General features: G+C 72.5%; 11 protein-coding genes. 4 read left to right on the plus strand and 7 right to left on the minus strand.

The window, feature by feature from the left end:
* Positions 1–104: 104 nt before the first annotated feature.
* Positions 105–992 carry an endo alpha-1,4 polygalactosaminidase gene (locus E9228_RS10000; protein WP_166780420.1) on the minus strand — a complete coding sequence of 296 codons (888 nt, stop codon included), beginning with the start codon at positions 990–992 and terminating at the stop codon, positions 105–107.
* 426 nt (positions 993–1,418) lie between these two features.
* Here E9228_RS10000 and E9228_RS10005 point away from each other — a divergent pair, with 426 nt between their 5' ends.
* Together E9228_RS10005 and E9228_RS10010 are read left to right on the plus strand one after the other, a co-directional pair.
* Positions 1,419–3,035, plus strand: a complete 1,617-nt coding sequence (locus E9228_RS10005; protein ID WP_166780421.1) for a DEAD/DEAH box helicase — start codon at positions 1,419–1,421, stop codon at positions 3,033–3,035.
* 113 nt (positions 3,036–3,148) lie between these two features.
* Positions 3,149–3,349 (plus strand): CsbD family protein, encoded by a 201-nt coding sequence (locus tag E9228_RS10010; protein ID WP_166780422.1) that lies wholly within the window; start codon positions 3,149–3,151, stop codon positions 3,347–3,349.
* Positions 3,350–3,476: 127 nt separating this feature from the next.
* Here E9228_RS10010 and E9228_RS10015 read toward each other — a convergent pair whose 3' ends face one another.
* Positions 3,477–4,031: an NUDIX hydrolase family protein gene (locus E9228_RS10015; RefSeq protein ID WP_166780423.1), complete on the minus strand. Its 555-nt coding sequence runs from the start codon at positions 4,029–4,031 to the stop codon at positions 3,477–3,479.
* A 193-nt stretch (positions 4,032–4,224) separates the two neighbouring features.
* Positions 4,225–4,926, minus strand: coding sequence for a PadR family transcriptional regulator (locus E9228_RS10020; RefSeq protein WP_166780424.1), 702 nt, complete (start codon positions 4,924–4,926; stop codon positions 4,225–4,227).
* 141 nt (positions 4,927–5,067) lie between these two features.
* On the opposite strand from E9228_RS10020, the gene E9228_RS10025 reads away from it, so the two are divergent.
* Entirely contained in the window at positions 5,068–9,816 is a 4,749-nt protein-coding gene (locus E9228_RS10025; RefSeq protein WP_166780425.1) for an ATP-dependent helicase, read from the plus strand.
* Complete coding sequence (locus tag E9228_RS10030) at positions 9,809–10,588, plus strand: Fpg/Nei family DNA glycosylase (protein ID WP_166780426.1); 780 nt, start codon at positions 9,809–9,811, stop codon at positions 10,586–10,588. Before E9228_RS10025 ends, E9228_RS10030 begins: the two co-directional genes overlap by 8 nt.
* 55 nt (positions 10,589–10,643) lie before the next feature.
* Here E9228_RS10030 and E9228_RS10035 read toward each other — a convergent pair whose 3' ends face one another.
* From E9228_RS10035 to E9228_RS10050, 4 genes are all read right to left on the minus strand, one after another.
* Positions 10,644–11,162: a hypothetical protein gene (locus E9228_RS10035; RefSeq protein WP_166780427.1), complete on the minus strand. Its 519-nt coding sequence runs from the start codon at positions 11,160–11,162 to the stop codon at positions 10,644–10,646.
* Between the two features lie 89 nt (positions 11,163–11,251).
* The gene (locus tag E9228_RS17570; protein ID WP_166780428.1) at positions 11,252–13,324 is read right to left on the minus strand and encodes a glycosyl hydrolase; all 2,073 of its coding nucleotides are present in this window, start codon (positions 13,322–13,324) and stop codon (positions 11,252–11,254) included.
* Positions 13,321–14,061, minus strand: a complete 741-nt coding sequence (locus E9228_RS10045; protein ID WP_166780429.1) for an efflux RND transporter periplasmic adaptor subunit — start codon at positions 14,059–14,061, stop codon at positions 13,321–13,323. The genes E9228_RS17570 and E9228_RS10045 overlap by 4 nt, the downstream gene beginning before the upstream one ends.
* Positions 14,058–16,043: a glycosyltransferase family 2 protein gene (locus E9228_RS10050; protein ID WP_252727976.1), complete on the minus strand. Its 1,986-nt coding sequence runs from the start codon at positions 16,041–16,043 to the stop codon at positions 14,058–14,060. Before E9228_RS10050 ends, E9228_RS10045 begins: the two co-directional genes overlap by 4 nt.
* Positions 16,044–16,132: the final 89 nt, after the last annotated feature.

Raw genomic sequence — 16,132 nt, forward strand, 5'->3', positions numbered from 1 at the left:
CGCGCCTGAGCCGGCCGCGGCCGCGCCGAGATCCGCGCTGAGCGACACGGCTCGGCTCGGCGCGCACGAGCCCTGTCGCTGGACGCGGAACTCGTCCGCCCCGCTCAGCAGTGGCGGAAGACGTACCCGTCCTGGCGGGCGGCGACGAGGTCCCGGTCGCGGAGGATCGTCATCCGCGGCCGGTCGGACATCGCACAGACCGCGGACCACTTCCCCTTGAGCGTGTCCGCGTACTCGACGTCGATCACCTGGGCTCCGTAGACGTCGGTGTACGCCGCGCACTCGTCGTACTGCACGCACTCCTCGGCGACCACGAAGTCGAACCCGGTGCGCTCCCGCCCGGCCGTCCCGAGCTGCGGGGTGTTCTTCTGCGCCGCAGCCAGGCCGTGCTGGTGGGCCACCCGGACGAGCGACGCGGCGAGCGCCAGGTTCCCCGAGCGGGTCAGGCGTCCGCCGGATCGGGTCCAGGAGTCCAGGTTGTCGAACTCGACGGCGTCGAACCCGCGGTCCGCGCAGCGGGCGATCGATCGCGTCAGCACGGTGGTGATCGTGGCGCGGGCCGTCGCGGTCCGGGTGTCGAGGATGAGCTCGTCGGGCCAGCCCGGGTCGATGACGGGCTTGCCGGCCGCCGTGCGGAGGACCGCCGTGGGGTGGTCGGAGAGCCACGACGCCCGGTCCTCCGGCTGCGTCTGGAACCCGTTGACGTAACAGATGCCGTAGGTGCCGGCGGCGGGCTTCGCGGTGCTGTCGCGCTCGACGATCGTGACCCCGGCGGGCGGTGCGTACGACCCGCCGAGCTGGTAGTCCGGGAGACCGCCGGTGGGCAGTGACCGTGCGGCGACGCGGACGCCGGCGGTCGCGCCTCCCGTCCCGGCGTCGTCGACGGTGCGGGACGCGCCGGGCGTGGTCCCCGAGCCGAGGGCGCAGCCGGTCAGACCGGTGGCGACGGCCGCGAGCAGGGCGGTGGTGACGAGGGACCTGCGGAAGAGCACGACGCATCCTCGCACGCCTCGGTGGACCGCTCGTGACGCCGTCCGCGAGCCCCTGTCACACGCCCGACGCGAACACCCCTCCCGTTCCGACGCCCGAGCCCGCTATGCTGGGACCACTCGAGGCGCCGATCGCCTCGTGCGTCGTACGGACGCCCCCGAAACCTCCCGGTGTCCCGCACGAACGGACAGACCTCCGCGTCTGACCGACTCACGTGCGGAACCGACACCGATGTGTATCGCGCACCACCCTCGCCCCGGAACCCGTCCGGTGGCGCAGATCCCGGTGCCAGGCTCTCTGCTGCGGCGACAGCACCCGCACTCCAGCGCCGACGTCCACCCGGACCCGGACCGCTGAGCGGATGCGCTCCCGCCCGCGCCGGCCTCGACCGCGCGCCCTTCCGGCCCTTCCGGGCCCGAGAGGTCACCATGACCACCCAGAACACCAGCACCACCCAGGACACCGACTCCGCCGAGGTCCGGTTCGCCGACCTCGGTGTCCCCACGCCGATGGTCGACGTCCTCGTCGCCCAGGGCAAGGAGAACGCCTTCCCGATCCAGGTCGACACCCTGCCCGACTCGCTCAAGGGCAAGGACGTGCTCGGCCGCGGCCGCACCGGCTCCGGCAAGACGATCGCCTTCGCGATCCCCCTCGCCGCCCGCCTGGCCGCATCCTCCCGCAGCCGTCGCGCCGGTCGCCCTCGTGCCCTCGTGCTCGCCCCGACCCGTGAGCTCGCGACGCAGATCGACGCAACGCTCGCGCCCCTCGCCAAGGCCATGGGCCTGAACACGACGACCATCTTCGGTGGTGTCGGTCAGGGCCGTCAGGTCGAGGCGCTGAACCGCGGCGTGGACATCGTCGTGGCCTGCCCGGGCCGTCTGGCCGACCTCATGCAGCAGGGCCACGTGCACCTGGACGCCATCGAGGTCACCGTCCTCGACGAGGCCGACCACATGGCCGACATGGGCTTCCTGCCCGGCGTCACCAAGATCATGCAGGCGACCCCGGTCAAGGGCCAGCGCCTGCTGTTCTCCGCCACGCTCGACAACGGCGTGGACAAGCTCGTCAAGAAGTTCCTGCACGACCCGGTGATGCACTCGGTCGACGACGAGAACAGCCCCGTCGAGGCGATGACCCACCACCTCTTCGAGGTCGCGGACGCCGACGCCAAGAAGGACCTGGTCAAGGCCCTCGCCTCCGGCACCGGCCGTCGCATCCTCTTCATGCGCACGAAGCACCACGCCAAGCGCCTCGCCAAGCAGCTCTCCAGCCAGGGCATCCCGGCCGTCGACCTGCAGGGCAACCTCTCGCAGGGTGCCCGTGAGCGGAACCTCGCCCGGTTCTCCTCCGGCGACGCCCTGGTGCTCGTCGCCACCGACGTCGCCGCCCGCGGTGTGCACGTCGACGCCGTCGAGCTCGTCGTGCACGTCGACCCGCCCACCGAGCACAAGGCGTACCTGCACCGTTCCGGCCGCACCGCCCGTGCCGGTTCGTCGGGCGACGTCGTCACGGTGACGATGCCGGCCGAGCGTCGCGACGTCGCGCAGATGATGCGTGCCGCAGCGATCAAGGTCACGCCGCAGCACGTCACCGCGACCTCCGCGGCCGTGACCGAGCTCGTCGGCGAGGTGGCCCCGTACCGCGAGGACACCACCCCGGCACCGCAGCAGCAGCAGCAGCCGCGCCGCCAGTCGTCGGGTGACACCGCCGGCCAGGGCCGTGGCCGCTCGCGTGGTCGTGGCGCCCCCGCCGCCGGCACCGGCGGCCGTTCGGGAGGCGCGTCCTCCGCCGGACGCTCCGCCGCCGGTTCCGACTCGGCCGGCTCCGGTGCCCGCCGTGGCGGTCGCTCCGAGGGCGCCGGTCGCGACGACCGTCGTGGCGCCCCGCGTCGTGCCGGTTCCGACACCACCCGCGGTGGCTCGGCGTCGGTCTGGTCCTCGGACGGCGGCTACAGCGCCGGCCGTGCCCCGCGCGACGACGCTGCTCCCGCAGGCCGTCGTGGTGGCTCGCGCCGCGCCTCCCGTCCGGCCGGTTCCGGCCGCTGACCCTGGTCCTGAACGCTTCCTCCGAGGAACACGGACGTCGCGCGTACGGTTCTGGTCACCGGCGGGTGCGCGAGCAGCCGTCGGGGAATCATCCGTTGTCGAGAGGAGCGCACATGGCTGGGATCGAAGACATCAAGAACGCCGCTGAGAAGGCGGCAGGCAAGGCCAAGGAAGGCCTCGGCAACGCCACGGACAACGACCGCCTGAAGGCCGAAGGTCAGACCGACCAGGGCAAGGCCTCGGCCAAGCAGGGCGTCACGGACGTGAAGGACGCGGCCCACGGCGTCGCCGACAGCTTCAAGAACGACAAGTAACCAAGCCGGTCTCGTACCGCGCTGCGAAGCCCCCGGATCCGATCGGATCCGGGGGCTTCGTCGTGCGGTGGACGCCGCCGGGTCAGTGCGACGCCGGCCAGTGCAGCGCGGGTCAGCGCAGCGCTGGTCAGTGCAGCGCGCCGACCGAGGCGAGTCCCGCACGGAGGAGCGTGCCGCGGCCGCCCTCCATCTCGTCCGCGACCGCGTCGGACGCCGCCTCCATCGGACTCATCCAGGTGAGTTCGAGGGCGTCCTGGCGGGGCTCGCACGTGCCCGTGACCGGGACGACGTAGGCCAGTGAGATCGCGTGCTGCCGCTCGTCGGTGTACACCGAGGCGCCGGGCAGCGGGAAGTACTCGGCGACGGTGAAGGGGTTCGGGCTCGCCGGCAGCTGCGGGAACGCCATCGGCCCGAGGTCCTTCTCGAGGTGGCGGAACAGCGCGGTCCGGATCGACTCGCCGTACATCACCCGACCGGAGACGAGCGTCCGCGCGATCGAGCCGCTCGGCGACACCCGGAGCAGGATGCCGACCTCGGTCACGACCCCGAGGCCGTCGAGCCGCACGGGCACCGCCTCGACGTAGGAGATCGGCAGACGACGACGGACGGACGCGAGTTCCTCGTCCGACAGCCAGCCGGAGCCGGAATCGGGGTCGGGGTCGGGGGTGCGCAGCGAGGACATGCACCGTTCCTACCAGGCCCGGTCGCGGAAACGGCCCCGGGCGCGGCATCTGTGGACACAGACCGCTCTCCACAGGAGATGCAGCACCGGCGGCGGGCTGCCGCTCGGCGACGCGACCGCAGACGGACGGGAGGCCCGTTGCCAGCTGGCAACGGGCCTCCCGTCCGGTGTGTGGTGCGGTGGTGCCGACCGCTCAGTCGCTGAGGACCTGGAGCAGGTCCCGGCGCAGGCCGTCGATCTTCTCGGTGGCGGCCTTCGTCTGCGCTTCCGTCGCGCTCGTCCGGAACACGTGCAGGACGCTGGCGAGCTTGCGGAGGGAGTCGAACAGCTCGCGCTGCGAGTCCGGCATGCCGGGCGTGGACTCCCACGCGGCGGCGATCTCGTCGGCCTTGGACTCGGCCTCGGCCCGTCCGGCGTCGGTGAGCTCGAAGAGGGTCTTCCGACCGTCGCCCGTGGAGACCACGAGCTCTTCGTCGACGAGCTGCTGGAGCGTCGGGTACACCGAGCCGGGGCTCGGCTTCCAGGCGCCACCGGTGCGCTCGGCGATCGTCTTGATGACCGCGTAGCCGTTCTGCGGGCCCTCGGCGAGGAGCCCGAGGATGGCGAGGCGGACGTCACCGCGGCGACGGCGCTCGCGACCGGGGCCGAAGCCCGGCCCGAAGCCGCCGCCGAACCCGGCGCCGAAGCCCGGTCCGCCGAACCCCGGTCCGCCGAAGCCGGGACCGAAGCCCCGCCCGCCGCGGCCACCGCGGCCGTGTTCGTGGTCACCGTGGTCACGGCCGGGGAAGCCCGTGCCGTGGTGCTGACGGGCGCTGCCGAAGCGGGGCCCGCCGTGGCCGCGGCCGAAGGGGCCGCGGGGGGACGTGGAGCTGTGTTCGTCGTCCATGGGGCGCATGACGACTCCTTTCTCGAAGTTCGTTCGCGATCCGTTCAGTACCGGTCGCGATGCGTTAACGATAGATCGGTAGTGTTCTCGTTGTCAAGCACGGATCCGCACGGGCTGCTGTCGGTGGTGAGGAGCAGGATGGAGCGGACCATGACGGACGTCTTCGAGCGCTTCTCCCCCGCCACCGCCGAGTGGTTCCGGGGGGCGTTCCGCGAACCGACGCCCGCACAGGCCGGCGCGTGGGACGCCATCTCGACCGGACAGCACGCACTCGTCATCGCGCCGACCGGCTCCGGCAAGACCCTGGCCTCGTTCCTGTGGTCGATCGACCGGCTCATCTCGGCGCCGGACACCCCGCCGCCCAAGCAGCGCACGCGCGTGCTCTACGTCTCACCGCTCAAGGCGCTCGGCGTCGACGTCGAGCGGAACCTGCGCTCGCCGCTCGTCGGGATCACGCAGACGGCGAAGCGGCTCGGACTCGAACCGCCCGACGTCACGGTAGGGGTCCGGAGCGGTGACACCCCGTCGTCCGACCGGCAGAAGCTCCTGCGTCAGCCGCCGGACATCCTCATCACCACGCCCGAGTCGCTGTACCTGATGCTGACGTCGAAAGCCCGCGAGACCCTGCTGAACGTCGACACCGTCATCGTGGACGAGGTGCACGCGGTCGCGTCGTCCAAGCGTGGCGCGCACCTGGCCGTCTCCCTCGAGCGTCTCGACGACCTGCTCGAGAAGCCCGTCCAGCGCATCGGGCTGTCCGCCACCGTCCGCCCCGCGGAAGAGGTCGCGCGCTTCCTCGGCGGTCGTGCACCGGTGCAGATCATCGCGCCGCCCGCGCAGAAGACCTTCGACCTGCGCGTGGTCGTGCCGGTCGACGACATGACCGAGCTCGGCGCACCCCCGGTCGGGGCCGACGCGACCTCCGGCCCGACGAACGGGTCGATCTGGCCGCACGTCGAAGAGTCCGTCGTGGACCTCGTCGAGCAGCACCGGTCGACGATCGTCTTCGCCAACTCCCGCCGACTGGCCGAACGCCTGACCGCCCGGCTCAACGAGATCCACGAGGAACGCGCCCTCGCCGCCGCCGGCGACGGGGTCCTGGTGCCCGCGGGCGCCGTACCCGAGGACGACGGGCTGCCTGCGGCCCGGACGGCAGCGCGACCCGCGCCGACCCGCCCGCCGGCGCAGCTGATCGGCGGCTCCGGCCAGACCGACGGTGGCGGCTCGGAGCGGAGCATCCCGGTGCTCGCCCGTGCGCACCACGGCTCGGTGTCGAAGGACCAGCGCGCGATCATCGAGGACGACCTGAAGTCCGGACGGCTGCGCTGCGTGGTCGCCACCAGCTCGCTCGAACTCGGCATCGACATGGGCGAGGTCGACCTCGTCATCCAGGTCGAGGCACCGCCGTCCGTCGCGAGCGGCCTGCAGCGCGTCGGGCGCGCCGGACACCAGGTCGGCGAGATCTCGCGCGGGGTGCTGTTCCCGAAGCACCGGGCCGACCTCGTCAACAGCGCCGTCACCGTCGAGCGCATGGTCGCCGGGCAGATCGAGTCGATCTCGGTCCCCGCGAACCCCCTCGACGTCCTGGCGCAGCACACCGTCGCCGCCGGGGCGATCGACACCGTCGACGTCGAGCACTGGTTCGAGCTCGTCCGGCGGAGCGCACCGTTCAGCGGCCTGCCCCGCTCGGCGTTCGACGCGACGCTCGACCTGGTCACCGGCCGCTACCCGAGCGACGAGTTCGCCGAACTCCGCCCACGCCTGGTCTGGGACCGCGTGCACGGCACCCTCACCGGTCGTCCCGGTGCCCAGCGCCTGGCGGTCACGAGCGGTGGCACGATCCCGGACCGCGGCATGTTCGGCGTGTTCATGGTCGGCGAGCGGGCCTCCCGCGTCGGCGAACTCGACGAGGAGATGGTCTACGAGTCCCGGGTCGGCGACGTCTTCGCGCTCGGCGCCACCAGCTGGCGGATCGAGGAGATCACGCACGACCGGGTCCTCGTCAGCCCCGCGTTCGGGCAGCCCGGCCGCGTGCCGTTCTGGAAGGGCGACGGACTCGGGCGCCCCGCCGAACTCGGCCGTGCCACCGGGGCCTTCGTGCGGGAGGTCGAGTCCGCCTCCGACGAGGACGCCCGCGCCCGCGTCGCCGCCGGCGGGCTCGACGAACGGGCCGTGACGAACCTCATCACCTTCCTCCGTGACCAGCGCGCGGCCACCGGCCACGTGCCGAGCGACACCACGCTCGTCGTCGAGCGCTTCCGCGACGAACTCGGCGACTGGCGGCTCATCCTGCACTCCCCGTACGGCATGACCGTGCACGCGCCGTGGGCCCTCGCGGTCGCGGCCCGGCTGCGGGAGCGGCACGGGATCGACGGTGGTGCCATGGCCGCAGACGACGGCATCGTGGTGCGGATCCCGGAGACGGACGCCGAGCCTCCCGGAGCGGAGCTGTTCGTCTTCGAACGCGACGACCTCGAGACCATCGTCACCGACGAGGTCGGCGGCTCCGCCCTGTTCGCCGCACGGTTCCGCGAGTGTGCGGCCCGCGCCCTGCTGCTGCCCCGGCGTGACCCGGGACGCCGGTCGCCGCTCTGGCAGCAGCGTCAGCGCGCGTCGCAGCTGCTCGAGGTCGCGCAGAAGTACCCGACCTTCCCGATCCTGCTCGAGACCGTGCGCGAAGTGCTGCAGGACGTGTACGACGTCCCCGCACTGCTCGGCATCGCGGACGAGATCGCCCGACGCCGGATCCGCCTGGTCGAGAGCGAGACCGAGCAGCCCTCGCCCTTCGCCCGCACCCTGCTGTTCGGGTACGTCGCGGCGTTCATGTACGAGGGCGACTCGCCGCTCGCCGAACGCCGAGCGGCCGCGCTCTCCCTCGACTCGACCCTGCTCAGCGAGCTCCTCGGGCGCGCCGAGCTCCGCGAACTGCTCGACCCGGCCGTCATCGACGGTGTCGAGCGCGACCTGCAGCGCCGCTCCCCGGACCGCCGGGCACGGGACGTCGAGGGCATGGTCGACGTGCTCCGGCTCGTCGGCGCGCTCGACCCCGACGAGCTGGTGGAGCGGAGCTGGCTGGCCGAGGCGACCGATCGCGCCGAGGCCGCAGCGACCCTCCGCACCGCGCTCGAGGCACTCGAACGCGACCGCCGCGTCCTGGCGTTCTCGCACGCCGGGGCCACCCGGTGGGCCGTCATCGAGGACGCCTCCCGGCTCCGCGACGCCCTCGGGGTGCCGCTGCCGATCGGCGTCCCGACCGCCTTCGTCGAACCGGTCGCCGACCCGCTCGGTGACCTGGTCGGCCGGTACGCCCGCAGTCACGGGCCGTTCGCCGCGCACGAGGCCGCCTCGCGCCTGGGGCTCGGCGTCGCCGTCGTGCAGGACACCCTGCGCCGCCTGACCGCCGACCGCCGCCTGGTCGAGGGCGAGTTCCGGCCCGACCGCCAGGGCGCCGAGTGGTGCGACTCCGAGGTGCTCCGGCGCATCCGGACGAAGTCGCTCGCAGCGCTCCGGCACGAGGTCGAACCCGTCGCACCCGACGCCCTCGCCCGCTTCCTGCCCGCATGGCAGCACGTCCGCGTCCCCGGGGCCCGCGGCGGGCTGCGTGGGATCGACGGCGTGCTGCAGGTGGTCGACCAGCTCTCCGGGGTCGCCCTGCCCGCCAGCTCGTGGGAGTCGCTCGTGCTGCCCGCCCGCGTCTCCGACTACGCCCCCAGCATGCTCGACGAGCTCACCGCCACCGGCGAGGTCCTCTGGTCCGGCGGCGGCACGCTGCCCGGCAACGACGGCTGGGTGCGGCTGCACCTCGCGGACACCGCCGCGACCACCCTCGCCGAGGCCGCGGGCGACGAGACCACCGAACTGCAGCGGGACGTCCTCGGCGCCCTGGCCGGCGGCGGCGCGTACTTCTTCCGGCAGCTCGGTCAGGCCGTCGGCAGCACGGACGACCCGGCGCTCACGACCGCGCTCTGGGACCTGGTCTGGGCCGGGCAGATCACCAACGACACCTTCGCCCCGCTGCGAGCGATGCTCGGCGGCAAGGCACGGACGTCCAGCGCGCCGCGCACCCGCGCCTACCGCGGGCGACGCCGACCCACGCTGCCGACCCAGTCCGGACCGCCGAACGTCGGCGGGCGCTGGTCCCTGCTGCCGCTCGCCGAACCGGATGCCACCGTCCGGGCAGCGGCGACCGCGGAACTGCTGCTCGAGCGGTACGGCGTGGTCACCCGTGGCGCCGTGCAGGTCGAGGGGGTCCGCGGCGGCTTCGCGGGGGTCTACCGGGTGCTGGCGAAGTTCGAGGAGTCCGGCCGCGCCCGACGCGGGTACTTCGTCGAGGGCCTCGGTGCCGCCCAGTTCGCCACCGGCCCGACCGTCGACCGGCTCCGCACCTACGCGAAGGACCTGGACGACGAGGAGCGTGCCGATCCGGACCGGGCGCGCGAAGCCCTGACCCTGTCGGCCACCGACCCGGCGAACCCCTTCGGCGCGTCGTTGCCCTGGCCGCACGATCCGGCACCGGTCGACCCCGACGACCCGACCGCAGCTGCCGACCAGACCGGCGCCGTCGGCCCGGTCGCCCAGACCAGTGTGAGCACCGCCCCCGCGAAGGGCGGCGCGCGCGGACACCGTCCGGGTCGGAAGGCCGGCGCCCTCGTCGTGCTCGTCGACGGACGGTTGGCCGTCTACGTCGAACGTGGCGGCAAGAGCGTCCTGACGTTCACGGAGGACCCGGCCGACCTGGCCGCCGCCGCCACCTCGATCGCCGCGACCGTCCGGAGCGGGCTGGGCAAGCTGTCCGTCGAGCGGGTCGACGGGGTCTTCGTCCTCGAGGCACCGCTCGGGGACGCGCTCCGCACCGCGGGCTTCACGGCCACGCCCCAGGGACTGCGGCTCCGTGCCTGAGGGCGACACCGTCTTCCGCGCCGCGGCACGGTTGCACGCGGCCCTCGCCGGCAAGGTACTGACCCGCAGCGACTTCCGGGTGCCGGCGTTCGCCACGCTCGACCTCGTCGGTCGCACCGTCGACGAGGTCGTCCCGCGCGGCAAGCACCTGCTGCACCGGATCGGCGACCTGACCGTGCACTCACACCTCAAGATGGAGGGCCGGTGGGACGTCTACGCCCCCGGGGAGCGCTGGCGTCGACCGGCGTTCCAGGCTCGGGTCGTCCTCGACGCCGCCGACGTCTCGACGGTCGGCTTCACCCTCGGTGTCCTGGAGGTCGTGCCGCGTGACCGGGAGTCCGAGGTCGTCGGGCACCTCGGGCCGGACCTCCTCGGGCCGGACTGGGACGCCGACGTCGCCCTCGCGAACCTCACGGCGGACCCGGACCGGCCGGTGGGCCTGGCGCTCCTCGACCAGCGGGTGATGGCCGGTCTCGGCAACGTCTACCGGAACGAGCTCTGCTTCCTCCGGGGCGTGTTGCCGACCCGGCCGGTCAGCGAGGTGCGGGATCCGGCGCGGATGGTGACCATGGCCTCCCGGCTGATCGTCGCCAACCGCGACCGGAGCAACCGGGTGACCACGGGCGTCGACCGGCCCGGGCAGCGCTTCTGGGTCTACAACCGGGCGGGCAAGCCGTGCCTGCGCTGCGGGACGCGCATCCGGTCCGGCGACCTCGGTGAGTCGGAGCTCACGCTGCGGGACACCTACTGGTGCCCGCGCTGCCAGACCTGACCGGACCAGGGCAGACCTGACCGGACCAGGCAGACCTGACCGGCCGCGCCGAGCGTCAGTGGTCGACGGCCTCGACGATGCAGCTCTGGACCTGCTTCGCGGCGTCCGAGGTCTCGGAGAAGTCCGCCGGTGCCGCGGTCGCCGTGCTCTCGTCCGCGACGACGTCCTCGGCGACCTTGTTCACCGGGACGACCATGCCGTCGAAGTCCTCGGCGGTCGGGTCGGACTCGGTGCCGAAGATCGCGACCTCGTCGTCGTTGGGGTCGTCGCTCTGGTTCGGGGCGACCGAGACACCGAGGTACCACCCGGCCTCGCCCTTCGTGACGCTCGCGACGTCCGTGTCGTCATGCGGCCCCACGGCCTTGTCGATCGCGTCGACGGCGGCGCTCGAGGCGACCTGGCAGGGGGCGCTGTTGCGCTGGCCGGGGTCGGTGCGGGTGGCGGACTCCTCGGAGCCCGGGACCTTCGCGACCGGGTCGCCGTTCTGGGCGCCGGCGTTCGAGCAACCACCCAGCAGCATGGCGATGGTGGCGAGGCCGACGAGGGTGACAGTGGTCTTCGCGCGCGTGCTCATGGGGTGGACGGTAGGCGGACGCAGGTGTGCCGGAGCCCAGGACTGCGTCCTGTGGCTCCGGCACGGCTCGTCCGGCTGCGCCGGTCGGGCTACTCGTGCGACATGATCCAGGCCAGCAGGTACGACCGGGTGTTGCCGGTGTCGATGTCCTCCGCCGGCAGGTCCCGGGCGACCGCCAGTGCCGCCGTCGCCTGACTGCCCGACGCCAACGCCCGGTACATGAGCAGGTAGTCGCCGAACTGCACCGCGTAGTCGCCCTCCGGCACGGCCTCGTCGAGCACCCGGCCGATCTGCTGCTTGCCGCCCGCGGCCACGTAGTCCGCGGCGACGGCGGGCATCGGGATGAGCTCGATGCCGGCCGGGGCCGCCGGGTCCGCGCTGAACCAGGTGGCGTGGTCGCGCTTGCCGCCCCAGTTCAGGGAGACGACGGTGTGCTGGAACCCGGGGAACGTGCGGAGGTCCGGGTCGAGGACGTCGCGCTGCGCCGACGCGGCCTCGTTCGCGAGCAGCCAGTCACCGAGCTGCTCGGTCGCACGGGAGCCGGAGACCTGGCCCCAGCGGGCGAGGCCGTTCCAGGCCGACACCGCCTCGGACGACGACTCCTGGTTGTTCCCGTCCGCGAACGGCGAGTACCCGGAGGCCCACGAGTGCTGCGCGTACGGGTCGTACACGCGGAGTTCCGGGAACGACTTCGTCGCCTCGGGGGAGGCGATGTCCGCAGCCACCAGGTCGAGGACCGGCTTCCACTTCGCCACGAGGTCGTCGGAGCCGTCCGCCACGATCGCGGCGGCCGACAGCAGGTACCCGTAGTGGAAGTGGTGGTCGTTGAACTCGTCCGAGCCGAACGACGGCGCCTGTCCGACGAGCCCCTTCACGGTGTCGTCGTACGCGAAGCACCGGGTCCCGCTGACACCGCAGCCCTCGGGGTCGGTCCACTGGTCGATCTGGCTGACGAGCTGTCGTCTGAGGCCGCTGGCCACGTCGTCCAGGTCGAGCTGGGTGGCGAGCCGGTACAGGTTCGCGACCCGGTACAGGTCCTTGCCACCGCCGTAGCTGTCGGCACCGAAGGACGCCTCGGACACCCCGCCGGCGTCCGTCCGGACCTGGTCGACGAGGGTGGCGCGCTGCGCCGACGTCAGACCGGACAGGTCGAGCCGGTCGGCGGCCGGGAGGCTCGGGGCCGCGATCCGGAGCACCGCACCGATGCAGACGGGCGCGTCACCGGTGATGGTCGCGTAGTGCAGGCCGGTGCAGCTGAGGCCCGTGGTGCCCTGGCCGGGCTGCGGCACGATGAGCGTCTTCCCCGCTGCGGCGGTGCGGTAGCCGAGGGCGGTCCGCTGCTGACCGTCCGACGCGGTGCCGGTGGACGAACGGGTCATCGTGACCTCGGTCAGCGGCGACGCAGCGGCTGCGGACAGGGCCCGGAGCTGCTTCGTGGTGGCGTCGTCCGGCACCGGGAACAGCACGACGGAACCGCCGGCGGCCAGACGCACGCCGCTGCCGTCGACGTCACCGGTGGTGACGACACCCCAGGTCCGGCCGTCCGCGGCGATGGTGCCCGTGGTCGTGCCGTCGGGACCGTCGGCCGTCCCGGTGACGGTGCCCGTCGCGGTGACGGTCTGGGCGGACTCCGCGGTGTACGAGACAAGGGGCGAGCCCTGCGCGAGCACGGTGTGACCGAGGACGGTGGAACCCTTCCGGTGCTCGACCGTGACGGACACCTGGTCGTACGCGGACACCAGGGTGCGGTCGGCACCGAGGTCCAGACCGACCTGCTGCACGGCACCGCCGGCGATCGTCTTCTCGGTCGCGCTGACGACGGGCAGACCGGCGGCGAACCCGTCGTCGGTCACCTGCCACGAGATCGGGGTCGGGAAGACCGGCTGCGGCGCGGCACCGTAGACGAGTCCGGAGAACCAGCGGTTCGTCGGCGGCACCAACCCGTCGGCGAGGCGCATGGCCCCCGCGGTGGTCTTCGTGACCGGACCGAGCGCGGTGACGGCGCGGCGCTGGGCGGCACCGTCCACGGCGGGTGAGGCGGTCCCGGTGGCCCGGTCCGAGCCTCCCGTCCGGGTCTCGCTGGTGGTGCCGGTGCAGGCGGTGAGCAGCAGGGCGGACGCGGCCACCAGGGCGACGGCGCCGATGCGGAACCGCACGCTCACAGGCCGATCTGCCGGAGGAAGTCGCGGAACCCGTCGGTGACGCCGGAGAGCCGACCGTCGTCACGGAGGTGCAGGGTCGCGTCGACCGGGGTGCCGGGGCTGGTGACGCCGGAGGACGGTGACGCGGACAGTGCCGGGCTCTCGACCGACACGGTCGTCTTCGCCTGGCCGTCACCGTCGGTGACGACGCTGACGTTCTTGACCGTTCCCTCGAGCGAGCGGTCGTTCGGCAGGAGTAGGTCGACGGTGGCGCCGTCGGCGATGCGGCCGTAGTCGCGGGGGCTGACGAGGAACTCGGACGTCACGAACAGGCTCTGCGCCTTGTGGATCGTGCCGAGCTCGGAGCCGGCCTGGACGTAGCCGCCGGCCTTCACGTCGAGCTTCGCGACGGTGCCGGAGACCTCGGCCTTGAACGTGATGAGGCCGTCCGGGGCGATCTCGTAGGCGCTCGTCGTCGTGTTCGCGCCGACGACGCCCTTCCGGATGTCCTGCGCGAGCTGCAGGCTCTGCACCTGCATGAGCTTCTCGCCCTCCTGGACGGTGTCGCCCTCTTCGACGTACTCCTCGGTGACGGTTCCGCCGTAGTCGGTGCCGACGGCGTACTCCTGCGCGGTGATCGCAGCCGAGGTGCTGGCGACGGCGCTCTGCCGCTGGTTGAAGACGAGCGTGCACGCGGCGACGACGACGAGCACCACGAGGATGCCGCCGTACAGCCGGAGTCGGTTGGTCCAGGTCACGAGGCGACCTCCACGGGGGTCGGGGTACCGGAGGCGGCGCTCGCGGTGATCACGTCGCGTGCGGGCTGCAGCGAGTCGGGTCGGACCACATGGGTCCGGAGTGCCGGGGCGGGCTCGAGGCCGGCCGCGGCGAGCACGAGCACCGGGGCGGTGTCGGCGTCGCGCTCCTGGCGGGCAGCACGACGGTTCGCCGACTGCTCCCGGAACGCGGTGATGATGAACGCGCCGAAGATGAGCGAGTTCGTGATGTTCCACGCGGTCGCCAGGGTCAGCTGACCGTTCGAGACGTCACGCCAGATCGCGACGACGCTCGTCAGGGACAGGAAGACGAAGACGAGCACCTGCGGCACGATGAAGTTGAACGGCGACGGCGCTCGGCCACGACCGGCTCCGGTGACGTGCCACGCCTGCTCCTTCCCGCAGAGGACGTTCCACAGCGCGCGTGCGTAGATCGGGAACGACACCGCCGCGAGCAGCAGCGTCTCGTACCGGAACGAGCCGAGGGCGTAGAACGCCAGGACGACCTGCATCAGGTAGAAGCCGAGGTAGAAGAGCACCCACTCGCCCACCCCGATGGACATGTTCATCGGACGCAGGTCGAAGAAGATCTCGAGCGGCGGCACCAGGAGCAGCAGTCCGGGCACGATGCCGGTCAGGTAGAAGCTCGCCGTGACGAAGTACTGCAGGCGCTGGTCCATCGTCAGCTTGCGCTTCGGGTTGAACGGGAAGTGCGTCAGCAGGATCTCGAACCCGCCGGTCGCCCAGCGGAGCTGCTGCTTGCTGTACGCCTCGATGGTCTCGGGGGCGTCCCCGACCGCGAGCGTCATCGGGATGAAGACCGACTTCCAGCCGCGCTCGTGCAGGTGCAGGCTCGTCCAGACGTCCTCGGACTTCGAGTCGGTGTGGATGCCGCCGACGTCGTCGATCGCGGCACGACGGAAGATGACGTTCGTGCCGACGCAGAAGGCCGCGTTGAAGCGGTTCCGGCCCGGCTGGATGAAGCGGTAGAACACCGTCTGCATGTAGCCGGCGCCGCGGGAGACGAGGTTGTGCAGGTTGCCGTAGGTCTGCGGCGTCTGCACGAAGGCGATCGACCCGTCCGCGAAGAACGGCACGGTCTCGAACAGGAAGTCCTTGCCGGGCACGAAGTCGGCGTCGAACACCGCGAAGTAGTCGCCCTTCGCCAGGGTCAGGGCGTGGTTGATGTTGCCCGCCTTGGCGCCGTTCGAGGACAGGCGTCGGACGTACCGGGCGCCGAGACGGTCCGCCAGGGCCCGGACGTCGTCGCTCCGACCGTCGTCGAGGATCCACGTGCGGTGCTCACCGCGCATCGCGACGGCGGCCGCGACGGTGGCGGCGATCTTCGTCAGCTCCTCGCCGTAGACCGTGATGAACACGTCGACGACGACCCGCTTGCCCCGGACGCGCATCGGCCAGAGGTGGCTGCGGTCGGTGAGCCCCTCGCGGTCGATCTCGTCCAGGTCGAACATCGTGTCCTGGGTGTTGTGGAACGCGAAGTCGCGGGGGTCCGTGCCGCCGGACAGGATCGTCCACATCGACAGCAGGGACTGCCCGACGAGGACGCTCTCGGCGACGATGACCAGGCCGTACGGCAGGAAGTCGCCGCGGTTGGCGGGGTTGAGCAGGAACACCGCGTACGTGACCACGCCGAGCGTCGCCAGCAGCACGATGAGGACCATCACCGGGCTGTGCGCCCGGGTGTCGGCACGGGACCGACCGGTCGCCGCGGTGCCGGTCAGGTGGTGGAGCTGCTCGCGCTGCTCACGCTCGCGCAGTTCCCCGGCACGGTCGATGCGTCGTGCGGAACGACGGGTCGCGCTGCGGCGGGGGTCACCGGCTCGGGTGCCGGCTCGTTCTCGGTCCCGCTCGTCGGCGGGGGCGTCGAACACGGCCTGTTCGGCCGGTCCGTTCGGGGGTTCAGGGGTCGTCCGGGGTCGTCGGACGTCCGTGGGTGCGGACATGCGCGTTCTCCTGTCGGGTGTCGGAGATGCCGTCCGTCGGGCCCACGGGGGCATGACGGACGACGGCGTCGGCGACGATGGCGACAGGA

It is taken from the genome of Curtobacterium salicis, assembly GCF_011759505.1.
Lineage (GTDB): Bacteria > Actinomycetota > Actinomycetes > Actinomycetales > Microbacteriaceae > Curtobacterium > Curtobacterium salicis.